This window comes from Serratia sp. CY84636 (assembly GCF_052166245.1).
Classification (GTDB): domain Bacteria; phylum Pseudomonadota; class Gammaproteobacteria; order Enterobacterales; family Enterobacteriaceae; genus Serratia; species Serratia nevei.
On record NZ_JBJNOX010000002.1, the window covers coordinates 875,481 to 901,042 of the forward strand.

A 25,562-nucleotide genomic window follows, 5' to 3' on the forward strand; every position below is an offset into this window, starting at 1 on the left:
CATTTGCCGGGCAGACTCTTTTGATATTTTTTAATCACTTAGGGTCATTATTGCCGTCGCTATGCTTTTATCTCACGCTTTTCTCCGTCTGCCCGTCCGGCGCTTCGGCGCCGCTCTTCTGTTCAGCCTGCTATTCGTGTTGGCGCCCGTCCATGCTGCCCCGCCGCCGTTGGTGCTGAATGCCAAAGCGGTGCTGGTCGTCAATCAGCGTACCGGAAAAACGCTTTATCAAAAGCAGCCGAACCGTGTGCTGCCGATCGCCTCGATCACCAAGCTGATGACCGCCATGGTCGCCCTGGACAGCAAACGCCCGATGAGCAGCCCGCTCAAGGTCACCACCGCCGATCGCGATCTGCTGAAGAAAACCCACTCGCGCCTGACCATCGGCTCGGTGCTCAGCCGCCGCGACATGCTGCACATCGCCCTGATGTCTTCGGAGAACCGCGCCGCTGCGGCGCTGAGCCGCAGCTATCCCGGCGGGCGCAAAGCCTTCGTAGCGAAAATGAACCAGAAAGCGCGCGCCATCGGCATGAAACGCGCCCGCTTCTACGATCCGACCGGGCTGACGCCGCGTAATGTGGCGACCGCCAACGATCTGCTCAAGATGGTCAATCACGCCTATCGCTACCCGTCGATTCGCCGCTTCAGCACCGACAAGCAGCAGATCGTGCGCCCCGGTCGCGGCCAACTGGTCTACCGCAGCTCCAACGGCCTGATCAATAACCCGGCCTGGCAGATTCAGCTGCAGAAAACCGGCTTTACCGACGAGGCCGGCCACTGCCTGGTGATGCGCACCACCATCAAAGGACAACCGGTGGTGATGATCCTGCTCGGCGCGCAGCCGCGCTACGGCCACTACCGTGACGCCATTCGTCTGAAGGCCTGGCTCGAGGGATAACATCGCGGCGCTTTACCGTTCTGCGCATATCCAAATCCGTTTTGGATCAATGGAATATCCTATCGCCAATCAGTATTAAGGCGCGCGCCGCCCGCATGGTATTTGTCAGGCATATCTGATGAGGAAAGGAGCGGGAAAATGGCTTATGCCTTGAGCATATTGGAAAAGAGTCCGATCGCCGACGGGGAAAGCGCCGCTCAGGCGCTGGCGCGCACGCTGCATCTGGCGCAACAGGCGGAACGCTGGGGCTATCGGCGTTTCTGGCTGGCGGAGCACCACAACACGCCGCAGCTCGCCTGCCCGTCGCCGGAAGTGCTGATCGGCTACCTGCTCGGCCAGACATCGCGCATTCGCATCGGCTCCGGCGGCGTAATGCTGCAACACTACAGCGCCTACAAGGTGGCCGAAAACTTTAACCTGCTGGCGGCGCTGGCACCGGGGCGCGTCGATCTCGGGGTGGGCAAAGCGCCCGGCGGGCTGCCGCTCGCCACCCAGGCGCTGCAGGCCGCTCATGACCGCCAAAACAAACCGGCTTTCCCGCAGCAGCTGTCGCAGCTGACCGCCTATCTGAACGACGACGCCGAGCCGGGACTGAGCGCCACACCGCTGCCGCCGCACGCCGCCCAGCGCTTTCTGCTCGGCGCCAGCAAAGAGAGCGCGACGCTGGCGGCCGAATCCGGCTGGGCCTTCGTGTTCGCCGCGCATCTGAACGGCAATCCGCAGGATATCCGCGAGGCGCTGGCGCACTACACCGCACTGAGCGGTGGCCGCAAGGCGCTGCTGGCGGTGGCGGCGATCGCGGCGCCAAACGCGGAACAGGCCGCGGCGCTGGCGGCGGATATTCAGCAATACCGCGTGCACGTCGCCGGTGAGCAGAGCGTGACCGTCGGCAGCCTGGCCCAGGCGGAGAGTTTCGTGCAGCAGGCCGGCGCCACCGACTACCGCATCGAACCCCGAGAAAGCCATATCCTGCTCGGCACTGCGCCGCAGGTGCATCAGCAACTGGCGCAGCTGCAGCAGCGCTACGGCGTGGACGAGTTCATCATCGACACGCCGATCGGCGAACCGAGCGCCCGGCTCACCTCACTGCAGCTGCTGGCGGAGGAGAGCCTGACGCCGGCCTAGTTGATCGCCGCGCTGGCCCGCATGGCGTCGGCCAGATCCTGCGCCAGCGGCGCCAGCTGCGCCGGCACGACGTTGGCCAGGCTGACGCGGATCGCAGGGTCGCCCTTCAGGCGGAAAGGTTCACCGCCCTGCACCAGCCACCCCCGTTGCGCCATCAGCTGCGCGGCGGCGGTTTCCGACCGCACCGGCAACCACAGATGCAGCCCTTCACCCACCGCCAGCGCCGTGTGATTCAGCGCGTTGATCCGCTGCACCAGCTCATCCCTTCTGGCTTGATACGCCTGTTGCGCCCGCTGCAGCTGCCCCTCCTGCAAGGCCTGCCCCCACAGTCTGGCGGCAATCTGCTGCAAGATATGGCTGACCCAGCGTTCGCTGATGTACTGATCGGCGCGCATCGCCTGCAGCAACGTCGGGTTACCGCAGGCCAGCGCGATGCGCAGATCCGGGCTGAGAAACTTGCTCAGCGACAGCACGTACAGGCCGCGATCGCCGTCGAACGGCAGATGCAGCGGCTGCTGCGACAGCGGCCCCCAGAAGTCGTCGACGATCGCCAGACACTGCGGATTAGCGCTGAGAAAACGCCGCCACTGCTGCGCGCGTTGCGCAGAGAGCGAGGCGCCGGTCGGATTGTGGGCGCGCGGCGTCAGGATCACCGCGCCCGCCGCTCCGCTTTCCGGCAACCGGCATCCCTGCTCATCCATCGCCAGCGGCAGCGGCCGCAAACGCAGGTGGCGCAGCAGCGTCAATAGCGGCGGCCAGCAGGGATCTTCCACCCACACCGCCGCGCCCGGCTGCATATGGCAGCGCAGTGCCTTTTCCATCGCGTCCAGCGCGCCGGAGAATACCGCAGGCTCCCCCAGGCTAACGCCCTGGCGGCCGAGCCACTCGCGCCCCAGGCCGGTCAGCACCGGGAGATCGCCGCTGATGTCATAGCCGTTTTGTTGCGGGAATCCCTCCGCCGCGCCCAGCGCCAACGCCGGCAACAGGGCGGCATCCAGATTGCCGCTGGCCAGATCGCACATTCCCGCCGGCACCTGGCGCGGCGTATAGGCCGCACTCACCGCCGCCAGCGGCGGTTCCAGCACCACCGTTCCCGCCCGCCCACGCGTCGCCACCAGACCGGCATCGCGCAATCGGCCGTATGCGCTGGCGACGGTATTCGCATTGACCTCCAGCTCCGCCGCCAGCTGGCGTACCGGTGGCAGCAGCTCACCCGGCCGCAGCGTGCCGCCTTTGATGCGTGCGGCGATCTGCTCGGCAATCTGGACAGCGCCGCCGCCTTTTGCATACAATGAAGTCATACATAAATCCTTTTGTACTAGTTCAAAAAAGATTAGCAGCTTCCGCGGCCAAAAGTAAGGGGTTCCATGGATAAACATTACGTGCTCGACATTCAGTATGCAGGAAAAGCCTTTGCCCGCCTGGAGATGTTCACCCCCTGGGCCGCCGATCAGCTGGAGCAGGCCTGCGCGCTGTTCCCGGCTGCGCAGGGTTATCAGGTGCAGCTCAGCCAGGTCAGCGAACGCCGTATCGTCTACCAGAGCGGCGCGCAAGGCATCACCGTGCTGGGCGAGTCGCTGGCGCTGACGCCGTTCACCCACGCTCACGAGGTTAAACAATGAAAAAAGCCGTCGCCATTCGACACGTCAATTTTGAAAACCTGGGCATCCTCGGTTCCCTGCTCTCGCTGCGTGGCTATCAGATCGACTATTACGATGCCGGCCGCGATGATATTCGTGCTATCAATAATGAAGAGACCGATCTGTTGGTGGTGCTCGGCGGGCCGATCAGCGCTGCCCAGCACTTTTCCGGCGCGCTGCGCTATGATTTTCTCGACCATGAATTGGCGCTGGTCAAACAGCGCCTGGCGCAGCGGCGGCCGACCCTCGGGGTGTGTCTCGGCGCTCAGGTGATCGCCCAGGCGCTGGGCGCCGACGTGATCTCGCTCGGCGTCAAAGAGATCGGCTTCGCCCCGCTGACCACGCTAGCGGCGGAAGACGACTCGCCGCTAGCGCCGCTGGCCGATACGCCGGTGCTGCATTGGCACGGCGATATGTTCACGATCCCGGAGGGCGCCCGCTGCCTGGCCGGCACGGCGGTTTGTCCGCATCAGGCCTTCGACTATCAGGGGTTTGCGCTCGGCCTGCAGTTCCATCTGGAGGCGGATCATCGCGATATCGAACGCTGGCTGATTGGCCATGCCTGCGAGCTGGAACTGGCCGGCGTTGCGCCCCAAAGCCTGCGCGAACAGGCGGCGCGCCACGGCACACAGCTGGAACAGCGTGCGCGGCAGGTGTTCGCCCGCTGGCTGGATAATAACGAACCAAGGATGTAACTCATGCAACAGACTTCACCCTTACGGTCACCGTCCATCGACGTGATCAGCATTCAATCTCAGGTGGTCTACGGCAGCGTCGGCAACGGTATCGCCTACCGCGCCCTGCTGAAAAAGGGGCTGGAAGCGCTGCAGGTGCCCAGCGTGCTGTTCGGCTGCCCACCCTATTACGGCAAACCGCACGGTGGCGTCATCTCCGGCGAGTGGTTCGGCGGCTTTCTCGACGATCTGATCGCCCGCGGCGTGATGAAACGCACCCGGGCGGTGATCGTCGGGTATCTGGGCGACGTGATGCAGTGCCATATTCTGGCCAACTGGCTGCAGCGGGTGCGCGCCCTCAATCCGCAGATAAAGATCTATATCGATCCGGTGATGGGCGATTACGGCGAAGGGATCTACGTGGATGAGCGCATCGTCAACTGCTATCGCTCGCCGTTCCTGCGGCTGGCCAACGGCCTGACGCCGAACGGTTTCGAACTGGAGCAGCTGTGCGGCCGCTCTTTGAGCAGCCGGGAGCAGACGCAACACGCCGCGCAGGCGCTGTTGAACGACACCACCGAATGGGTGCTGGTCACCAGCGCGCCGGGCGTGGCACAGCACGAAGACGAAGTGGGTTTAATGCTGGTCACCCGGCAGGAAGCGCAGTGCTTTACCCATCCGAAGGTCAAATCGGCGGTCAAAGGCACCGGCGATCTGTTCACCGCACTGCTGGTGAGCCATCTGCTGCACGGCACCGCGCTCGACGCAGCAGTGGTTGCCGCCGGCGGCGAAGTGTGCGACGTGCTGGCCGAAGCGGCGCATTTCGGTTGGGAAGAGATCGGCAGCCTGCGGGCGTTAACCTAAACCCTGACCTGGGGCAGCCTGCTGCCCCGCCTCATCCGTCTTGATTGCTCACCGTGGCAATCATTCCGCTGCGAATTTTATTTATTACTCCGTCAATGATGCGCACAGTAATGATAAATTAATTCACTATATATAAAAGATTAAACAACTAATGATTAGAGCCATTTAAAATCATAACCACACTCAACACATTGATTTATTAAAATTAAAGCCAATAAGAAAATAAAAACCGCAAAAAACATTCTGTTTTTTTGATTTCTTAAACTATTCCTCCTCTTTTACAACGCCGTGATTTTATTGATTATCTGTTATGCAAGAATAAACACTTAATTTATTTTTATGTATGTATTGCTTTTTCAGGCGCCATTGCTATTGTTGAATGTGAGTAAAACGCGGCGACAAAGCGATTCACCACCTCCTTTTTATACCATCCTGCGTATAAGGATCTGACTATGCCTATTAAAAAGTATGTCATTCTTGATAGCGCGCCCAAAGCTGTCGGCAATTCCGATTTTATTCTATTAGGGTTAAAGAACGAAGGTTTTGCCAGAGGTTGCCCGATGTTATTTGGCGGCACCGCCGATGCTAAAGATGGCCCGGTCGATGGAAAAAACTTTGCGTTGAATGTAATAAAAAGAGAAACATGGGAAGAAACCAATCAAAATATCGGCGTGGAACAGGTGGTAAGATATCAGGTTTACCCCAATGACATCAGCGTTTATACCAGTAAAGACTTCACTTTCACCGGGAAAGTGGCCATTGGCGGTGAGTTTGCCTGGATTCGGAAAGTGAGCAAAGGCAAAATAAAAGCCTATTTTAAAAACAAACCCGCTGCCACTAAAGACATGTTTGCTCAAGAGCTTTATGCAATGACGCTGGATGTCGATATTGAACCCACCGATGCGGAATTCGAACAGTATTTATCTTCAGATTGCCTGAGCGCCATTTACGCTTACTGTAAAGAAACCTGCAAATAACGCCTGTTAAAAACGATGGGCACGCCATGATGATGGCGTGCATCTCTGGCAATGCCATTAATTTATTGGTGCCGATATTATGCTCGCAAAAGATTATACGTCAGATGAGAAACGCATCGTAAAAAACGTTATCGACCGATACGAGAACAGCGGCGTATTTCTTATCGAGCCAGGCGATCCGGTTTTAACCGAATTTTATGATATTCAATTAAAACTGGCCGGCGTCACCGCCGCCGCCGCACCGCAATTCACCCAGCTCTGGCAGCAGACGAAACGTGTCAAACGGGTCGCAGGCCGGATGAGCGAGGCCAACACCAGCGGCGCTCAGCCGGTGTACAGCATCGTCAGGCTGGATTCCACCGACGGTAAACGTTATCAAACCGACGCCATCGGCTCTCTGCCGGTTCAGGCGACCAATGTGACGCAAACCCTCGGCCTGTTCGACGGCGGCGCCGATAACGTCGGCAAGGTGGAATACAAAAGCGACTACGTTTACACGGCGGACTGCACCATCGGTGCCAGCGGTGACTATCCGCAAAGCCAGACCGGCGGCAGCTTTCCGGTTACGGTGATCTATACCTTCGCGCAAACGGTCGGCCAGCAAACCGTTTACGGCGCCGAAATCGTCACGACGCAAAGCTACCCGAAAGAAATGATCAACGATTCCCCGAGGAATCTGTATAACCAGCGCATGATCAAGATTTGCCTGACGCGTGACGATGGCGACTGTGATTATCGCACCGGCTACGATCAGGACGGCACGGTTAAAGTGCCGATAAAAGGCAACATCACCTATTTTGGCAATATTGATCTCAGCAATGGCAAGCCGGTCAACGCCAGCAATACCATTTATCTTATCCGCACCCGTGCCGGCGGCGATCCGATCACCCCTTACGGCGGCTATAATATTTTTAATTCTGCCGCAACCCGAATCAGCGGAAATAACATCACCTGGGATCTTGACTGGCTGAAATTCAACCGCGTCGATTTTGAATCCGGTGAGATGGTTTATTACGTTTTTAAAATTACGCTTGATGTCGAAGGCCGCAGCATCGCCGCCTTTATTACTAACGCGCCCAAAGAAAGCGATCCGGATCGCCGCCTGCTCAATACCGTACAAATCAAACCGATGCAGATTATTTATGGCTGCCTGGCAGAGGATACGTTGATTTTAATGCAGGATGGGACAGAAAAGCCGATAAAGGCCCTCACGGCAGATGAATTCGTTATTTGCGGCAATAACTACCCCAGACGCATTGAGAATATCACCACGGGGCAGGAGCAGCATTACATTGATATTACCGCCCGCGACCAGGCGGCACGTGAATATCGCATAAAAGCCAGCCTGGGGCACCCTTTCGTCACCGCAAACGGTATTTGTCTTGCCCGTGAATTGACCTCAGGCATGCGTCTTAAAACTCGGCACGGTGAGTGCGAAATTACCGCCCTCTCTCTCCAGTCCGGTGAGTTAACCGTTTATAACCTGCAACTCAGCGCTGACTCTCCGCTGCAAAAAACGCAATGCACCCTCAGTACTTTTTATGCTAACGGCGTGCTGGTCGGTGACGCGCTGGTTCAACACCTCTATGAAGACGAATATCACCAACGCCCTAAAAACGTGCTGAAAACGCTGCCTGCCGAGTGGCACCAGGATTACCACAATATGATCAATGCAGCGGAAGAATAATATCATGTATGAAGGCTACCCCGACTTCCAGCGCATTATTATCTGCGATGATCAACGTTTCGTCGCCGCGTATCGGCAAAACGACGCCTATTATTTATATCCGCAGGCGCTCAGCATTCTGGTGGCCGACCCGTTGGCTTTCTCGCTGGATATCGTGCGCAGCTACAGTACCGAAAGCCTCTACGGCTGGCTGAATTTCACCACGCAATTGCAGTTCGCCGGTGAACAAAGCCTGCAGGTATTCAAGCAACAGTATCCGGATTGTGCGGTGAAGGCGCTGCCGGTCTTGCCGGGCAGCCTGGAATTCGACGTGCCTATCGACTACCACAGCGAACTGTACGGCCGGCACTACGACACCACCTGGTATTCGGCACAGTGCAGTCAATTCATCATTCTGCTCAATGCGGCAAGCACTCAGTTGATCGAGCGCACCCTGCTCGATGAGACGATAGGCTTCAACGCGCGTCTGGACGGTTTCGTCGAAGGCGTATCGCCGCGTCTGGCCTACCGGGTGGAATTTGATGCCCGTGCGCTGATCCTGGCCCTGGCCGCCGGCGTGGAAGGTGCCCATGCCGTGGGCGATACCGGGATTGTCTTTCCCTATGACGGGCTGACCCTCTACCTCAGCCGCAACCTCACCCGCTTGCCGCTCGACATCGACCCACCGCCACCGGCGAACGATCCGGCCGGGGATCTGTTGCTCAGCCAGGCTTTGCTCGATCGGCTATACAACCTGTACGGTGCGCCGTCTGCCGGCCCCGCCGCCGGCAATGTGGCGCAGATCCTTCTGACGCCGCCCCCGCATACCGGCCGGACCCGGTGCGATCTGGCCAATGTCGCGCTGACTCAGCGGCCACTTTGCTTCACGTTGGATCCGTTCGCCGCCGCGCAGCAGATCGCCAAAGTTTCGCCGGATACCATTATCCATCGTACCACCGCACCGCCGCTGCCGGCGGGAGAGCGAGAGATCAACGTCTTTTACGCCTACCCGCTGGGGCTGCAATCCGGCGTTACGATCGATATTCAGCTGACCGTACCGCCCGGCAATATCTACCCGATCGAGCAAACGCAAACGCTGGCGCTGCGCCCCGACCGCACCTGGTTAACCTTCAAGTTTCACAACAGCGCGCTGGATGCACAGCCGTTTTTCTACCAGATCCGCGTGAATTACCCGCAAGACGGCGTTTACCGCACGTTGCCCGGCGAACAACGTCGCTGCGACGAGGATAACCTGGTACTGGATTACGCCGCGCTGCCTTGCCGCTTCCTGACCCTTTATCTCGACCCAACGTTCGCCCAGCAAAGCCGACTTGGCGGCCCCTATTACTCCGCCGACTGGCGCCAAACGTGGGCGCTCAGCGCATCGGCGCCCTATTTCAGCGCACCGATCCTGGGCGACCCGACTTTTGCCGAGGCGACCGCCTATTCGCTTTCCGGCGACGGCGCCGTCCCGTTACCCGCCCCGATCGTGCAAAACGCCACCATCGGCGCCTACAGTTTTCCGCAGTTCGGCGCACAGCAGGTGACGATCATCGTTCGGCTGCCGCCGCAGTCGCTCAGCGCCGTACTGAGTTTTCAGCCGCAGGACAGCGAGCGCACCAGCGAGCGCACTTTTACGCATTCGCAGCCGAGCTTCGTCTACAAATGGAACGTCACCTCCATTTTCGCCGCCGGCTTCCGCTACAAGACTCCCACTGGCCCCTGGTCGCCTTATGTCACCGGCGACCAAACGATCGATATCAAGGGTGATACACCATGACCGACGAATTGGATCCGCAACGTACGTTGCAAAACTTCTTTCTTCTTGACCGCGCGCTGGCGTTTCACGACCAAACGCGCCCCAGCGGCTGTTACACCTACGGCAGCTATACGCCGCAGGTGGTGCAGGAAACGCCGGCCGGCAAGATCAGCTCGCTGCATTTGCTGACCAGCCCCGGCGGCGGCCTGGCGACCTTCATTGCACCGAAGCTGCCGGTCGACAGGGCTGCGATCGAGGACTATATCCGCCGCCATTTCGTCCCCGCTCCGGAAACCATCACCCTGGAGCAGGAGGAGATCCAGCAATCGCTGTGGCTGCACTTCGCGCAGCGGCCGGCTGCTGCCGCCTACAGCGTCGAATTTGAACAGTCCAAAATGGCGTTGACCCATGAGGAGTCTGGCCGGCTGGCGGGCGCGATCCAGGGAACAAAAGACCAGGTCTATTTTCTCACCCGCAGCCGGTTCAGCGTCGACAGCCGCGTCAATGCCCGTTTGCAGGCCGATTGGGTCGCGTTTGTCACCCTGGCCTTCAACGAGCAGGCGCGGCAACCGGAAGCGATCGCCAGGCTGCTGAACCAACAAATCGACGCCGGCGTCGTCATTGTGCAAGCGCAGTTCGACAATGCGCCTTCAGAGCAGACGCAAGCTCGCGTTCGCCAGGCGTTGGTAAACACCGCCTCACTGTTGATCGCCAACACGCTACGCAATATCTCGTCGCCAGAACAAATCCCCAACAAGCTGAATTACCAAATCGAATACGACGACACCGTGCCCCAGCGCTATCTGCTGGAGCAGCAACGCGACATTGCCGAACTGCTGAATCGGCTGCCGGCCGACGGCATCATCTCCTTTACCGCTACGCCCCTGCCGGAACCCAGCAGGCCGGATAAGCCGATCGAGCCTCAACGCTGCACCGTCAGCCTGGGATTTGATCCGAAAGGCTTCAATATCATGGCAATAGAGCTGCGCTGGGCAGATCAACAGGCGCCGATGGCGTGGCCCAGCTTCCCGCCAGTGACGCTGGAAACGACAGCGGCGGTGAGCGATATCGCACTCAAGGTGACCTTCGCCGATTACACCAGCTTCGAGAGCCGGCTGGCGTGGCAGAACGCCATCGCGCTGACGCCGCAGGATGTGGGTTTCTATAGCCTGCTGTTCGACGCCGAGTCTCTGAAGTCCGAATTCAAAACGATCTCCGGCAGCGCCAGCTATCTCCCGGCGGGCCAGGGCAAGAAACAAAACTTCACCTTCGCCTTTTCCGCCGCGCAGTGGCAGGCCATCTGGTGGATCAACGCCCATGCCGCCGGCCTCAACGGCCGGGTGGACTATCGCTGGCAAGGGAAAACGGCGGCGCTATTCCCCAAAAACTACGACTCCGGCCCCCTGCAGGCCACCACCGGCCCCATCAAACTGCAATACCACAAGTGACATAAACAAGAGGACCGCCCTATGTTAACCACCGCTTTGCAGCAATCGATAAAAATCGACGTCACCGAGTATTTGGGCGTCAAGGAATACGCGTATACCTGCTACGGCGACAGCGACAGCAAGGATATCTTCTATGTGGTGCCGGAGATCCCGGTGTTTGCCAAACGGGATACCAATACGCCGAGCTTTATGTTTTACAAATACCGCAGCGAAGATACGCAAGGCGGCTACGCGCTATTCACCGTGCAGCTGCCGCAGCCGAATGCGGAAATGAAAGACCGCATCCGCCTGCAGCTGTATAACGGCCTTGGCAGAAAAGACGGCCCGCTGGATAAAAAATCCAAGCTCATTGTCGACTACATCAAGGCAAAACAGGCCTATGAAGCGGACCCGGAAAACAACACCAAGAAGACCGCGATGGACCAGGCGCAGAAGAATACCGGCCTGAGCGATGAACAGCTCAACCGGTTTGTCGCGCTCTACGACGGCAACAAGGGCGACGATCAATTCCTCAGCGAACTGATGCCGGCGGACGCTGCAAAAATCGAACTGATGCAGCCGCGCTACACCTCGGCGCAGGCCATGCTGATCCTCGACGGCAACGATAAGTTCTATCGCCAGATCCCAACGCCGCTGTCCCCCTCCGGCCTCGGCGACAACAATACCGTGTTCAGCCTGTCGCTGACCGGGGAAGGCGCCACGCTGTTTGAACAGGTGCTGAAAGGCACCGATAAAAACGCCAGCGTCGGCGTGCGCTTCGACCTCTCCCTGGATGCCTCCATGTCGGCGGCCAAAGTGATCGTCACCTACAACAGCGAGCAGGCCAAGTCCGTAGCGCAAACCATCAACTACCACACCTGGTCGGCCGACGAGAAAAAGATCGAGCAGGAGTTTTACGCCAAGGAAGCGATCAAGGTGGACGTGCGGATCGGGTTGACGGCGCAAGAAATGGGCATGGAACCCGCCGCCTATGATAAATGGAAGGAAAGTCTGCGGAACTGGGGGCAACAGCAGGTCGAGCAGATCCTGAGCAGCCAAACCGGCATCGACATGAGTCTCAATTTGCTGAACGACGCCGGCAGCTTCGAAAAATTCCAGTCCAAAATCTCGCAAACTCTGAGCTTCACCCGCGAATATGAAGAGAACGCCGTGGTGTCCTCCACCATTTACCCGCAAACTCAGCTGCCGTCGATACGCTCAATCGTCGGCGAAGCCGATTTGGATCAGTACTTCAAAGAGTATGATCTCCACGACCCGTTCTATCAGTACATCCAGCCGGAGTTCTTCGTCACCGAAGACATGGCCAAGTATGACATCGCCAATATCGTGGTCACCGCGATATACGACGACGATCTCAAGAGCACGCTGACCTTTACGCCGAAGGATCCGGGGCCGAAGAAAACCGACAAGTGGTTTATCAAACCCGAGCTCGGCCGCGCCTACCGTTATCATTACACCGTCAACTTCACCGGCATGCAGGCCAGGCCTTACCTGTCTGGGGACATCCAGGTCAAAGACGATCTGGTGGTCACCATCAACGCGGCGCAAAGCGGCATCGTCTACGCAGATATCTCCACCCTGCTCAACCCGCTGGGCTGGGAGGTCTTCAGCCAGGTCGTGGTCAAGACCCAGTACGAAGACAAAGAGCACAGCGTGCCGCTCAAGCAATACACCCAGGTGATCAGCGACAAGAACCCGCCGGTGCCGTTTATTTATCCGATCGGCACCAACGTGGAAAAGCCGCTTTATTATTCGGCCGACTACTATGCGCTGGACGGCGACAGCCTGACCTACCTCCCGCCGGGCGTGGAAAGCAACCCGCAGCTGCCCGGCTATGGCGAAACACGCGGCAATCAGATCCTGATCGCCAACGCCCTGCCGAAGCAGCAGAAATACACCATCATCTTCAAACCGTCGCAAAAAGACGTTTCGCTGATCACCTTCGAGATGACGGTGAACTACCCGAAATGGGACTTCTCGCAGACGCAGCCCATTGCGTTAACCGAGTTCGACACCAAGTCACTCACGCAGTACCTGACATTCAACCTGATGCAGCAAGAGAAAGGCAACGAGCCGCAGATCAGCTACACCGCCACGGTCTATTACGGCGATAACCAGGAGAAAACCGTCACCAAGCCGATCACGGGCACCAGCACCATCGTGGTCGTGACCTTCTGACGGCCGGTCTCCGCCGGAGCAAGCACGCCTTGCTCCGGCTCCCTCTCTGATGACGTGGGGTTGCCGCTATGCGCGATCAGGTAATCATGCAAGACATCTGTTTTATTCGAGCGGACCCGGATCGGCCCGTGTATTACTACTGTGCCGCCGCGCCGAGCGTGCAGGTCACCGCAGGCAATCAACCCGATGTCCAACTGCAAATTTTCAGAAACCTCAACCAACCGGACGATCTTTACTACGCCACGCTGTCGTTGCAGACCCAGTTGGCCAGTTCGCCCGACGCGGCGCAACGCGCCGCCGACGCCAGCCCGGATATACCGCGCGATGCGATCTTATTGCCGCTGCAGGCGATCGCCTGCAGCGCGACGCTGAATATCCCCGATCTTATCCCCGGGCAGACCAGCAAAACCTCGCTGAGCGACCAGCAATATTGCTACCTGTCCGCCAAACTGGACAACAACGACGATATCCTGCTGCTGGCAAGCCTGATGCGCACGCCGGCCTCGACGCCGATCGCCGTCAGTTACAAAATCGACTACCTGCAGCAACTGCCGCCGGCCACCTTCGAGCTGGAAGCCAACTGGGACCAGGTTTACCGTTACCTGCAGCGCTCGATAGGCTTTAACCTGCTGATCTTTAGCGTCGGTATCGAGCAGACATCCGCCCAGTTGATCAGCGAGAAAATCGTCACCGTCAAAGTCAGGGACACCGATCCCGACGGCCATATGGCGCAGGCGGCCGCCGAACTGACGCAGATCCTCACCAGCCAGTTCTTCACGCCGGTTATCGCCAACGAACCGCAGCAGACAAGCCCCAAAGCCGGCTTTTATCTGCAACAGGTCTCGGTTGAAAACATCGATCAACGCCGCCTGAGCGGCAAGATCAGCGAAACCACCGTCGTGCAGCGTTCGCTCTATCCGCAGGCCCTGTTCGCCCAGTTGGTCAACGGCACGGACTATCAGGCCGATCGCGCGATCGTCAAACGCGATCTGCAGGATGACTTTTTCGCCTATCGCGAGGTGCGGGTCAGCCTGCTGTCGGATGCGCTTGACGCCAATATCCTGCTGGTGACGGCCCGGTTGCGCTATGGCTCAAACAGCCGACAGCTGAAATTTACCCGCGACGACTTCGGGCCCAAACCGTTTAAGGAACCCAGCCTGATCGACCCGAAAACGGGAAAAATGCTGTGGCCGGTCGAGTATGACTTCACCGTGTACTTCAACCAGTCGATAGGCGGCGTGACTTCGGTCAGCTCCGGCAGCCTGCAAACGGAGATGAGCGAGGTCTTTCTGGACGTCGAGTCGCTCTACGGCCGCTATGATTTCGCGATCGAAGCAGCGCAACAGTTTGACTGGCAGCGCTATCAATCCGTGCTGGTCACGCTGCGCTATCGCCACCGGCAACAGCCGAACAGCAGCGTGTCGCGCAGCTTCCAACTTGACCAGACCAGCCCGCGAGCCCACTACCCGGTCATGCTGCCGGAGCCGGACGAATACCAATTCGACGTCGACAAAACCTACAGCGCCGCCGTCAACTCACCGCATATTTCCGCCGAGTTGCAAGAACCGACCGGTCAGGACGTCTACCTGTTCTCGACCCTGTATCGCCAGCGCGTGCTGACGCTGTCGGCCGACATGGACTGGCGCCGGGTGGAAATGGTCATCGTTTCCGCCAGCTACGCCTGCACGCCGGCGGAAACGCTGCAGCAGGTGTTTCAATTTACCGAATCCGATGCCGCCCCGCGCTGTTTCAGCGCCGATCAGCTTGATCCGGAGCAGATGAGCGTCTGTCTGGATATCTGGTTTACCTATCAACCCGGCGAAGGCGGCGATCGGCCCGAAAACGTGCAGTGCTCGACCGACGCCAACGCTCTCGATCTCGCCACCCTCAGTTAACTAAGGAAACGCCATGTTATTACTCAGAGCCAAAACCGCCACCATCAACAACATCACCTTCTTCGCCGACGATTCAGACGATAACCAGTTCTGGTATCTGCCCGGTGATATCCACATTGCGCAGAAGTCGGGCGAACCGGTGTTTTCGCTGATCAAATACACCGGCGACGCCAGCGATCCGCAAGGGGGATACATCAACTTCGAGGTCAATACGGCGATCGACGAAGCGGTGTTGAACCGTGCCTTCAACGACTATCTGCGCAAACTGAACGTTGATCCCAAGAATGCCCGCAAGGCCCAGGTGCCGTATGATAAAGGCACGGTGAACTTCTTCGTGCTCGACGCGGGCGCCACCAACGGTGAGCTGATCAGCGCCCCTTGCCCCAGCCTGTTCGGCAACAACAGCGCCATTTTCAGCGCCAAGCTGACGCCGTCCCAGGCGGTGATCCTCGAAGCCGCGTTCACCCAGGCCAAGGCGCCGGCCGCCGTCGCCTATAACCTCAGCTTCACCGGCATCACGCCGGCGCTGAAGGTCGAAGTGACCGCACAGTTCGAAAGCATCTACAAAGAATTCGATCTGAAATTCGGCGCCAACATTCCCATTCCGGTTGAGACGCCGGCCAGCTTCTGGCTGGGCTTCGACAGCGTCATCAAAAAACTGCAGCAGGATCAGAAACTGGTGATCAAGGTCACCGAAAGCATGCCGGGCGACGAAGAGGCCAAAGAGAAAGAGTGGGCACTGCAGTTCGTCAAGGAAGAGATCTTGAAAAGCTTTTTCAGCGCCACGCTCAAACCTAACGACGACAGCAACCCGCAGGCGAAATCCGCCAGCGACGCCATTCTGGATTCGCTGATCGCCAGCGACAAGAAAGAAGGCGAAGAAACCGGCAAAGGCGGCCTGTTCCCCAGCGCTTCGCTGGAGATCAAGCTGGTGCGGATCGAGGAAACCAAAAGCCTGAACTTCAACTACACCTCGTCGAAAGCCCTCAGCCAGTCCGCCGTGCCGCAAAACTTCATCGGCAGCGATATCCTGCACGCCCAGAAAACCGCGCCCTACTTTATTCAGGTCAACGTCAACGATCCGTTCTTCCAACAGCTGGATTTGACCGTGCTCGGGCCGGACAGCTTCGAGGAGTACGGTATCAAGGCCGCCACTTTCAACATCCGTTACAACAACCAGGTTTATACCGGCGCGCCTTTCACCAACGATGACGGGACATGGACCAAACGCATTGCCCGCAGCAGCGATAAGAACGAGTTGTTCCATATCACCAGCGAATTCGCGTTCAAATCCGCAGCCTCCTCGGGCTGGGAAGGCAGCAGTAGCTATCAGCCGCAGTCCAAATCGGCCTCGACCCTGCTGAACATGGATCCCGGCTCGGTGCTGTCTTTCAACGAGATCAGTATCTTCCTCGACCGCAAATTCTCGTGGGAAAACTGTAACCAGGTCATGGTGGAGCTGAGCTATCAGGACGACAAAGGAAGCCGCAAGACCAAGAAATATACCTTTACGCAAGGCGCGCACGAGAGCCAAACGTTCAAATACCGCTGTCTGACGGAGAAGCCCTGGGCGGTCAATTACACACTGATCTACTTCCTGGTTGGCGGGGAAACCGTCGAACGCAGCGGCAGCGAAAACCCGCCGGCGATCGTCATCCCCAACCTGGTTTAGGTGAGCACCATGATCGATCGCAACGCAGTGTTACCCGCGGCATGGAACGCCCTGGTCAACGCCCTGTGCAAGGAAGCGCCCCATTTGCAAAACACGCTGGCCCCGGACGTCGCCCGCTTCAGCCGGACGAAGGCGACGCCCGGCGGTTTGTCCGTCGCGTTTACCACCAGCCTGCTCGGTTATAACGGCAGCCCGCTGGAGTTCACCGTGTCGTCGGCCAAACCGCAGGGGCTCGCCTGCACGCTGGATCCCTTTTTACCGCGCTATGCGCAGCGCCGCAGCGCCGCCGCCTTTGCCCGACACTGTGAGGCGATCACCGCGGCCCCGCTCGCCGATCCCGCCAACAGCCTGGAGGCGGTGCGACGTATGCAATGTGCAAGCGTTCAGCCGCTGCGTTTCGGTGCCTGGCTGGGGCGAAAATACGCCCCGGACGCCATCAAAACCAAGGTCTACGTTGAAATCCCCGCGGACATGGCGGCCGCACCCGATGGCTTGCAAGGGCCGCTCACCGCCGAGGCCCGCCGCGCGGCGGGATTGATGCTGCTGATGGTGGGGTATTACCCGGAATCTGCCGACTCTCCGCGCGAATATTACTACCAGTGGCACAGTGCGCGGATCACGCGTGACGATATCCTCTCCGTCATGCGGCTGTTCGAGGGAGAAAGCCGTTTTTCCGCCCTGATGCCGCTGCTGGACCGCGCGCTGCGGCAGCAGGACAGGCGGGACTTCCCCCCGACCACCTACGGATTCAGTCTGGGATACGCGCCGGACGGCAATCTGGAGAGTTTTACACTGTTCGCCATGGCGGCAAGTTTTTTCGGCGACAACCGCCACGTTTTCGACGGCATCACCGCGCTGCTGGCGCCCGATCAAGCCATGCCGCTGCTTAACCGCGCGGTGAGCGAACAGGTTCCGTTGCAGTACAACGTCGTCGGCTTTTCCTGCGATCGCCAGGGCAATCACAGCGTCAGCTGCACGTTCAGCCCGCAAAACGCGCATTTCGAAATCCTGCCATGCAAAGCGCGCGAAACGGCACCGCGTGTGCCATTGCCGTTGGCGGAGCTGTTGGCGCAGCAGTGTGCCAGCGGCGCCTTTCCCTCTCATGTCAGAACGCCGGATGGCCGCTGGCACAAGGATGAAAATGCTTTTGTCACCGCCCAGGTGCTGCGCACGCTGGATTATACCGCCCAGACCGCGCCCCATATCGAACTGGCGCTCGACTTCTTGCTCGGTTGCGAGAGCCGCCCGCACCACTTCCATTTTTGGCCTGCCGGCAAGCACCCCGCCTGGATGGCGGGCCAGCGGATCGACGCTGACATCGACGATACCGCCATTATCACTGAGCTCTTGTATCGATTTCATCGGCGCTCGTTGGCGCAAGCCAGACAGACGCTGGCGCAGATGCAGGCTTATCAGGTACAGCGCGTCGAACGGCGGCTGAAGACGACGCCCTATCCCTGGGCCGAGTGTTACGCCTTTCACACCTGGATGAAAGACGACGGCGACATCACGCAACTGGACTGCTGCGTGAATACCAACGCGCTGATTTTAATCCATACGTTGACCGCCGCTCACGGCAGCCCGCCGCCGGCCTATCCGCGCATTATCCAAATGCTGAATCAGGCGGTGAGCTGGAGCGACGGCGATTACAACCGCCTCAACGCGTTAACGCCCTATTATGCCCACCCGCATGAGTGGCTGAGTACGCTGGAATACGCCAGGCGGCAAGGGGTGCCGCAGCTTGCACCGGCGATCGATGCGCTGGCCGCCTGGCGCTTGCCGGCGACCAACGACGAAAGCCCGCTCTATCGCCGTCACGACGGTCATTTTCTTTGGACTTCCGCCTGCCTGAACCAGTTCAGACATCTGGCACGCCTTTCTTCCCTGGAGGATCGCTATGAACATCTTTCTCAATGATCTGGTGACGCTGAACAAGGTCATTTTGGACAACGCGCGCGAACAGTTTCCCGACGCCGAAGCCCCCCGTCTGCGCTACCGCGCCGCGCCCGCGCCGGTGGCCGACGAACTGCAGGCCGATGTTTGTACCGAAGTCGTCTCGGGAGAGACGCGCTATCGCATCGCCACCAGCAGTGACGGTACGCGCTGGCATATGACGGTGGATTTCGCGCTCAGCCGCGCCGTTCAGCAGGTGCCCTACGTGGTGCTGACCTTCAGCACTTTCGGCAAGGTTGAAGAAATGATCTTCGAACAGGTTTTGCTGGACGTCCCGCCGACCCGCTACCGCGCCCAGCTCGACCTGGACCGCCTGGAACAGCGTGACGCGCTGCTGCGAGCGCTGTCGGATTATGACTCGCAAACCACGCTGGTGGTCGCCATCGTCACCGATAACGGGCTCCTCAACACCATCACCTCGCCGAAAGTCTTCTACTTCGCCGAGAACTACTATCCCTATATCTATCAGGGCATCCTGCCGCCGCCACCGCGCCTGCAGCTGATCCTCACGCCGCTGGCCTTCGGGCATCTGTGGTACAACTACTATCAGGACTATGTACGAAAAAACTATCTTTATTACCTGCCGGATACTTTCCTGCTGGCGACCAACGCCGCCGACGACGACAAACCGATGCTGTCTATCTCGTTTTCTGCAGCGCCGCACGCAACCTCGCTCAACGATGTCGAGGTGACGTTCGACTATTTCCTGTCACCCAAGGTCAATCAGGCGCGCATCGGCGACGCCACCGCACAGTTCACGCAGATGCAACCGGACGGCAAGCTGGCACCGTTCGCCAACGCGGACACCCTGACGCTGCTGCTGGGGCTGCCGGACGGCAAAACGGAGGAAAAAAACGCGCTGATCAATCTGCAGAGCGGCATCGTGGATTCATTCACGCTGCCCGCCAGCCAATTTGGATTGATTTGGGATGCCTTCTTCGATCGGTCGCCGCAAAACCTGCTGCTCAAGGGGTATCTGGCGGTGCAGTTCACCGGCTTCAACCCGGATAATCTGCCCGTGGCGCTGGCGCTGGACGCCAAATACCAGAACAGGCTGCCGGATTTCATCAAGCAATCCGCACCGGCGGACATCAATAAGACCGTGGAATTCCGCAGCGATGCCGGCGCCTACGATCCCGCCGGGCCGCGGCCGATCAAGCGCATGCTGGTCAGCATCGACAATCAGACCATTGAGCTGGACAAGGAGCACCCCGTTCAATCGGTTAACGTGAAGATTTCCGTGCTGGAACTGATCCTGCATCCGGACAAGAAGCTGGTGTATCACTACGATTTGCAGATTATCTACGTCGACGGCGGCAAAAAGTCCTCCTACGACAATACGTCCAGCTTCGAGATTATTTACGTCCCCTGAACGGGGAGAGAATGGCGGCGCGGCCGGGCGGCATCCAGCCCGACGCGCCGGAACAGAGGATCAGCGTTTTTTCTTTTTGTTGAAATCCAGCTCGAAGGCGAACACCGCGCTCTGGATTTTGCGCTCCATCGCCAGCCCCAGCTTGAGGAAGCGGCATGACAGGCGCGAGAAGTGTACCACCTGATCGTTGTCGTCAGTTTCCTGATCGTCGTTGACCACCACCAGCTCCATGTTGACCTTGAAGCTGCCGTAGCTGCCCAGATCCAGCAGCGCTTTCTTGAACTGCAAACCCGGCTGGAAGAATTCCGGCAGCGGGCCGTCGAAGCGCAAACCGACGCCGCCGGCGGACAGATCGTGGATCCGCAGCTCATAAGGCGTACCGTCCGGGTATTCGCCGGTGCAGAAGAATTGACGCCAGTGCGGCGTGGTGATGCGGAACTGGCGACGGCGCTGAATATAGACCAGCTCCTGCGGCAGACGGGTCGAGCAGGCCTGGACGCCCTGATGTTCGGTCAGCTCCGCCTGGCCGACGGAAAACTCGATTTTGGCGTCGTTGCTTTCAATCACGATGGTGCAGGCGCCGTCGATGGCGCTCGCGGCTTCCTCACCGCTAAACACGATATTGTCCGGCCCGACGCTCAATAACAGACTTTGAAACCGGTGCTGCTGATTTTCTACGCGCAGCGGCGTGCGTTGTTTGCAAATTTCACGCAGAATCGCCAGAACTTCAAAACGCTCCCGTTTGATAAACAGTCCGTTATCGCTGTGCTCCACACGTCTCTCCTGACTTTTTTTCTAATGACGTCTTACGTATTCCTTACGGTTATCATCTCTGGGAATATTCCTAAAGTCAAATTTGCCAGCGTTGCCAGGCCTGCGGCAACAGGCGCGCGAAACGTTTCGCCCACGCCTGCTGCCCGCGTTCGTCGGCGATCAGATCCTGGCGAATTTCGATGCCGACATAAGGCAAACCGCGGCGTTCCGCATGAACCGGCAACGTATAGTCGGTGGCGTCCGTCATCGCATAAGGTTCGTTGATGCCCACCTGCAAATCCCCCTCTTCGCGCAGCAGCTCGGCCAGCAGATGGGCAAACTCCGGGTAGCGGTTAAACAACAGCCCCACCTGCCAGGGGCGCGATTCCCCCTTGAACACTGGCGTAAAGCTGTGCATGGCGATCACCGCCGTCGGCAGTTCACGCAGTTGACGTTGCCCTAAATGATCGTCAATGGCGTGGTGATACGGCAAAAACACCTCGCGCTCGCGCGCCAGCGCGTGTTCGGCGTCGATACCGATATTGCCGGGGATCGGCGTCAGCTCGGACAAGTGCGGGATCGAGCTGGCGATGCCGGGCGCCCGGTTGCAGTCGATCACCAACCGCGAATAGCGCTGATGGATCAGCGTTGCGTCCAGCTGGCGGCTTAGATGGCGCGACACGCTCAGCGCGCCGATATCCCAGCCGATGTGGCGTTCGATCTCTCCGGGCGGTAAGCCGAGATCGCCGAGGGCTTGCGGTATCGCCTTGCCGGCGTGATCGCACAGCAGCAAAAATGGCGCTTTGCCATGCGGGATTTCAACGGCGGCGGCAGAGGGTTCATCGGCGGACAATAACGGCGGGATAAACGAGTGAGGCATGCAAGGCTCCGGCGGTGGAAAGCAAAACGTTTATCGTAGCGCTATCCCGTCGCCGGCCCCAAGGTCGTGCTTAGATCAAAAAGGCATGAGTCAGACTACAATCATGCCGTCTCGGCTGGCTGTGGCTGGTGCACCGCGATATAACGCTGATAGCGCGACGGCTTGAGCCGCGTGGTGTCCACCAGCACCAGCCCATCGATGCAGTTGTTGAACGCCGGATCGGTGCCGAAGTCGATAAACTGCACCCCGCCCGGCTCGCACAGCTCGGTGTACTGTTTGTAGAGCGTCGGGATCGAACAGCCGATGTTGCTGAGCAGGCTCTTCAGCCGCACCAGATCTTCCTGGTAGTTGTCCCCGGCAAACTGCGCCAGCACCTGCGGCAGCGACGCCGGATAAGGCCGGCGCGACTGCGCGAAGGCATGATCCGGCGAGAAGTAGAGCCGATAGAAGGCGATCAGCAGATCGCGCGCCGCCAGCGGCATGCCGCCGGAGATCGACACCGGGCCGAACAGATAACGGTACTGCGGGTATTTCGACAGGTAGGCGCCGATGCCCAGCCACAAATAGTCCAGCCCGCGTTTGCCCCAATAGGCGGGCTGAATGAAGCTGCGCCCCAGCTCGATGCCCTGCGCCAGGATCGGTTCCATATCGCGGTCGTAGTGGAACAGGCTATTGCTGTAGATGCTTTCCAGCCCTTTGCGTTCGATTTGTTCGGCGGTGGGGATAAAGCGATAGGCGCCGACGATCTCCAGCTCCTCCTCATCCCACAGCACCAGGTGATAATAGTCGTCGTCGTAGCTGTCCAGATCGCGGCGGCGGCCGGAGCCTTCCCCTACCGCACGGAAGGCGATCTCGCGCAGGCGCCCCAGCTCACGCAGGATCGGCGTGCGTGCTTCATCGTGGCGGCGGTAGAGGTAGATGGTTTTACCGTCCGGCGTCACCCCCAAGCGTTCGCAGTTCGCCAGCGCTTTTTTCAGCTCCAAACGCTCTTCCGGCAGCGCGATCGGCGATTCGCTGGCGAACAGCCCCGGCTTGCCCTGGCCCAGGCGATACACATGGCGGCGAAAACGCTCCGCCAGATCCTTGGCGCTGGTGTGACCGTCATGCCAGTTGGCGAACGGCACGCGGCCGCCGATGCGGATCTTGATGCGCCCGCCCCGCTGCTGGAACATTTCCCGCACCAGCAACAGCGTCGACAGCGGCCGGTAGACCAGCGAGGTAAAGTAGAACAGGTTGCTGTTGCGCGCGCTGATATGAATAGGCACGATCGGCGCGCGCGCCTTGGCGGCCAGGCGCAGAAAGCCGGTATGCCAGTGGCCGTCGCGGATGCCCTTCGGGCTCATACGCGACACTTCGCCTGCCGGGAACAGGATCAGCGCGCCCTGATTGTCCAGCTGCTGCTGCATGCCTTCAATCTGCTTGCGGCTGGTTTTATAAGCGACGTTATCCACCGGCACGAACAGGTTGCGCAGCGGTTCGATGTAGGTCAGCAGCTGGCTGGCCACCACTTTCACATCCGGGCGCACCGCCGCGACGGCGCGCAGCAGCACCAGGCCGTCGAGCGAACCGATCGGGTGATTGGCCACGAGCACCACCGGCCCCTGGCTCGGAATGTTTTCCAGATCGCCGTCCACCAGCTCGCAGCTGAGGTTGAAGTAGTCCACCACCTGCTCGATCAGATCAAGCCCTTTCAGGTGGGGATAGTCGGCGGCGAACTGTTTGAATTCTTTTTCGAAGAGAAGGGTTCTTAGCAGGCTGCGCTGCCAGGCAGGGGTATTGCGGTGTGGAAATGCATCTTGCAACAGAGAATCCAGGCTGAACATCGCGTTATCTCCTGACGTAGTCGCTGCAAACTTAAGCCAGAGCCGTGACTCTGACGTGTCAGTTACATGACAATAAAATGAATCCATCGACTATCAGGTATAGCAAAGTAATGGCGATTTGGGAGCGAAAGACGCATTTTCGCCCCCATTGCCCCTCACATCGGCGCCAGCAACGCTTCGATGCGGCGGTTCACCGCTTCTCGCAGGCGCAGCAGCGGCCCGGCCTGGTGCGGATAACGCTTGAAGGTGATGCGCATGCCCAGCTCGCGTTCGATCAGCGTCTCCACCGTCGCCCGGTCGGTCAGACTCTCCAGCAGCTGCAGCGCACGCATGTCCTGCAGCCCCTGGTGCAGCACCCGCAGGCGCAGCGACTCCACCGGCTGCAGATCCTCGCCCGGATAGACCACGAACGGATCGCCGGAGGGAAACGCATGGCCGCTGTCGGTCACCGCGTACGGATTGATGCGCTCGCGCGAATGGGCGCTGTTATAGAAGTTGAATCCCCAATGCAGGAAGCCGGCAATGCGGTACAGATACAGCTGCACGCCCAATATGCGGTTGCGCGCCGAAGGCTGGGCGAAGAACCGATTGGCGACCTCGGTTTTCTGCACGCAGCAGTAATAGGCCCACAGGCCGGGCACCCGGTGTTCGATAAAGGGATCGATATGATCGGTCGCGGCGACCGGGGTTTCCACCAGGCCTTGCTGATAGAAAGCGAAATCCGACAGCGCGTCGAAGGTGCGGAAGCCGTCCAGCAGCGGCCGCAGCGCGGCGGCGACGCGCCGATAGGCCGCCAGGTTGTCCAGCGTCGGCTCATCGGAAACATGGAACCACACCTGCCGTTCCAGCCCCCGTTCGCGGAACCAGGCGGTCAATTCGGGCAGCAGCGCCTGCAGGAAACGCTGATACGGTTCGCCCTGCGCATCGGTGTGCCAGCCGAAAAGCGGTCGCGCCTCGCCCTGCTCCTCCACCACGATCTTCGGCGCATGCGCCGCGCCCCATTGGGTAAACAGCGGCGCGATTTCGAAGTGCTCGATGCCCTCTTCCTGCGCCAGCGCCACCCACTGCGCCAGGCGGCTGAAATCGAAGCCATACCCCTGCGCCGAACGCGTCACCCTCACCAGCTGCACCGTGGTGCGTTCGCCGCCGACGGCGGTATCCAGCGGCGGCGTAAACAGCGGCGTCAGCAGCATATTGACCCCGGCGCGCACCGCACAGCGCACAAAGTGGCGCACTGCGCGCCAATAATCCGGGCTGAACACCGCCAGACGGTAGTAATCCGCCAGGCAGTCGGTGTGCAGCCACTCGGTGTGCAACAGCGTTTGCGGCGGCAACGCCGCCGGCACCAGATGCAGCGTCAGCGTGGCCTCGGCCAGCGCCTCGCCGCTCTGGGCATCCAGCAGCCGCAGGGTCAACGGAAAGTCGCCGGCCAGTTGCGCATCGGCCGGCGGCGTCAGGGTCAGCCACAGGCTGCCATAATAGCGGCAGGCGGCGAAAAAACGCCGTTGCGGCAGCGGCATCAGCGGATCGGGAAATAACCCCGGCTCGGTCGTCAGGTAATTCTCGTCGGTCTCGCGATAACAGGGAAAACCGCTCGGCACCGATTGCACCTGGCGCACGCTGATATACTCCGCCAGCGGCCCATCGAGTTGATAACACAGCTCATGGCGGGTTTCGTTGCCGGGCGTTTGCAAACAATACACCGCCTGCCAGGAAAGCACCTCGTTATTTAACCCGCTCAGCCGTTCCTCCACGGAAATAGGTGGCACGCTGTGGCGATGAAATACTTTCTCCAGGCAATGAGTAAATACCAGAGACAGGCGCATGATGTTCGGCCCTCTTTATTTTTAATGAATAAACACGGTGAAATTCAGGCTAGCGCCTTTTATCGCCACAGACAATAGCCGGTAATAAAAATCGTTCCCATACCCTTCTTTGACTGCCGCGACCCGATTTTTTTGTTTATTTGCATCACAAAAATGAAA

General features: G+C 59.3%; 19 protein-coding genes. 14 read left to right on the forward strand and 5 right to left on the reverse strand.

Annotated features, from left to right (window positions below; translation table 11 throughout):
* Nucleotides 1-61: 61 nt before the first annotated feature.
* Both pbpG and ACJ8QI_RS08690 read left to right on the forward strand, forming a co-directional pair.
* Nucleotides 62-898: a D-alanyl-D-alanine endopeptidase gene (pbpG, locus tag ACJ8QI_RS08685; protein ID WP_442532379.1), complete on the forward strand. Its 837-nt coding sequence runs from the start codon at nt 62-64 to the stop codon at nt 896-898.
* Between the two features lie 138 nt (nt 899-1,036).
* Entirely contained in the window at nt 1,037-2,023 is a 987-nt protein-coding gene (locus ACJ8QI_RS08690; protein ID WP_060418708.1) for an MsnO8 family LLM class oxidoreductase, read from the forward strand.
* Here the strand turns inward: ACJ8QI_RS08690 and ACJ8QI_RS08695 are convergent.
* Nucleotides 2,020-3,324 carry an aminotransferase class I/II-fold pyridoxal phosphate-dependent enzyme gene (locus ACJ8QI_RS08695; RefSeq protein ID WP_442532380.1) on the reverse strand — a complete coding sequence of 435 codons (1,305 nt, stop codon included), beginning with the start codon at nt 3,322-3,324 and terminating at the stop codon, nt 2,020-2,022. The two genes, ACJ8QI_RS08690 and ACJ8QI_RS08695, sit on opposite strands and share 4 nt — an antisense overlap.
* Before the next feature lie 66 nt (nt 3,325-3,390).
* On the opposite strand from ACJ8QI_RS08695, the gene ACJ8QI_RS08700 reads away from it, so the two are divergent.
* From ACJ8QI_RS08700 to ACJ8QI_RS08755, 12 genes are all read left to right on the forward strand, one after another.
* Complete coding sequence (locus ACJ8QI_RS08700; protein WP_004938217.1) at nt 3,391-3,645, forward strand: hypothetical protein; 255 nt, start codon at nt 3,391-3,393, stop codon at nt 3,643-3,645.
* Nucleotides 3,642-4,358 (forward strand): glutamine amidotransferase, encoded by a 717-nt coding sequence (locus ACJ8QI_RS08705; RefSeq protein ID WP_060418700.1) that lies wholly within the window; start codon nt 3,642-3,644, stop codon nt 4,356-4,358. The genes ACJ8QI_RS08700 and ACJ8QI_RS08705 overlap by 4 nt, the downstream gene beginning before the upstream one ends.
* 3 nt (nt 4,359-4,361) lie before the next feature.
* The gene (locus tag ACJ8QI_RS08710; protein ID WP_060418696.1) at nt 4,362-5,201 is read left to right on the forward strand and encodes a PfkB family carbohydrate kinase; all 840 of its coding nucleotides are present in this window, start codon (nt 4,362-4,364) and stop codon (nt 5,199-5,201) included.
* A 452-nt stretch (nt 5,202-5,653) separates the two neighbouring features.
* A complete protein-coding gene (locus ACJ8QI_RS08715) occupies nt 5,654-6,178 on the forward strand; it encodes a hypothetical protein (RefSeq protein ID WP_100395736.1) in 525 nt (174 codons plus the stop codon).
* A gap of 79 nt (nt 6,179-6,257) precedes the next feature.
* A complete protein-coding gene (locus tag ACJ8QI_RS08720) occupies nt 6,258-7,865 on the forward strand; it encodes a hypothetical protein (RefSeq protein ID WP_442532381.1) in 1,608 nt (535 codons plus the stop codon).
* Nucleotides 7,866-7,869: 4 nt separating this feature from the next.
* Nucleotides 7,870-9,624, forward strand: a complete 1,755-nt coding sequence (locus tag ACJ8QI_RS08725; RefSeq protein WP_442532382.1) for a hypothetical protein — start codon at nt 7,870-7,872, stop codon at nt 9,622-9,624.
* A complete protein-coding gene (locus tag ACJ8QI_RS08730) occupies nt 9,621-11,051 on the forward strand; it encodes a hypothetical protein (RefSeq protein ID WP_060439866.1) in 1,431 nt (476 codons plus the stop codon). Before ACJ8QI_RS08725 ends, ACJ8QI_RS08730 begins: the two co-directional genes overlap by 4 nt.
* A gap of 21 nt (nt 11,052-11,072) precedes the next feature.
* Nucleotides 11,073-13,229 (forward strand): hypothetical protein, encoded by a 2,157-nt coding sequence (locus ACJ8QI_RS08735; RefSeq protein ID WP_442532383.1) that lies wholly within the window; start codon nt 11,073-11,075, stop codon nt 13,227-13,229.
* 128 nt (nt 13,230-13,357) lie between these two features.
* Nucleotides 13,358-15,124 carry a hypothetical protein gene (locus tag ACJ8QI_RS08740; protein ID WP_442532384.1) on the forward strand — a complete coding sequence of 589 codons (1,767 nt, stop codon included), beginning with the start codon at nt 13,358-13,360 and terminating at the stop codon, nt 15,122-15,124.
* A 13-nt stretch (nt 15,125-15,137) separates the two neighbouring features.
* Complete coding sequence (locus tag ACJ8QI_RS08745; RefSeq protein WP_442532385.1) at nt 15,138-16,796, forward strand: hypothetical protein; 1,659 nt, start codon at nt 15,138-15,140, stop codon at nt 16,794-16,796.
* 9 nt (nt 16,797-16,805) lie between these two features.
* On the forward strand, nt 16,806-18,713 hold the full coding sequence (locus ACJ8QI_RS08750; RefSeq protein WP_442532386.1) for a hypothetical protein: 1,908 nt from the start codon (nt 16,806-16,808) through the stop codon (nt 18,711-18,713).
* Nucleotides 18,694-20,121 (forward strand): hypothetical protein, encoded by a 1,428-nt coding sequence (locus tag ACJ8QI_RS08755; RefSeq protein WP_141959338.1) that lies wholly within the window; start codon nt 18,694-18,696, stop codon nt 20,119-20,121. Before ACJ8QI_RS08750 ends, ACJ8QI_RS08755 begins: the two co-directional genes overlap by 20 nt.
* A 60-nt stretch (nt 20,122-20,181) precedes the next feature.
* Here ACJ8QI_RS08755 and ACJ8QI_RS08760 read toward each other — a convergent pair whose 3' ends face one another.
* The 4 genes from ACJ8QI_RS08760 to ACJ8QI_RS08775 all read right to left on the reverse strand — a co-directional run bounded on the left by ACJ8QI_RS08760 (nt 20,182) and on the right by ACJ8QI_RS08775 (nt 25,403).
* Nucleotides 20,182-20,895 carry a flagellar brake protein gene (locus tag ACJ8QI_RS08760; protein ID WP_049199733.1) on the reverse strand — a complete coding sequence of 238 codons (714 nt, stop codon included), beginning with the start codon at nt 20,893-20,895 and terminating at the stop codon, nt 20,182-20,184.
* A gap of 76 nt (nt 20,896-20,971) precedes the next feature.
* A complete protein-coding gene (locus ACJ8QI_RS08765) occupies nt 20,972-21,754 on the reverse strand; it encodes an N-formylglutamate amidohydrolase (protein ID WP_084827747.1) in 783 nt (260 codons plus the stop codon).
* A gap of 101 nt (nt 21,755-21,855) precedes the next feature.
* Entirely contained in the window at nt 21,856-23,577 is a 1,722-nt protein-coding gene (gene olsF, locus ACJ8QI_RS08770; protein WP_049199741.1) for an ornithine lipid synthase OlsF, read from the reverse strand.
* A gap of 155 nt (nt 23,578-23,732) precedes the next feature.
* The gene (locus tag ACJ8QI_RS08775; RefSeq protein WP_442532387.1) at nt 23,733-25,403 is read right to left on the reverse strand and encodes a DUF4091 domain-containing protein; all 1,671 of its coding nucleotides are present in this window, start codon (nt 25,401-25,403) and stop codon (nt 23,733-23,735) included.
* Nucleotides 25,404-25,562: the final 159 nt, after the last annotated feature.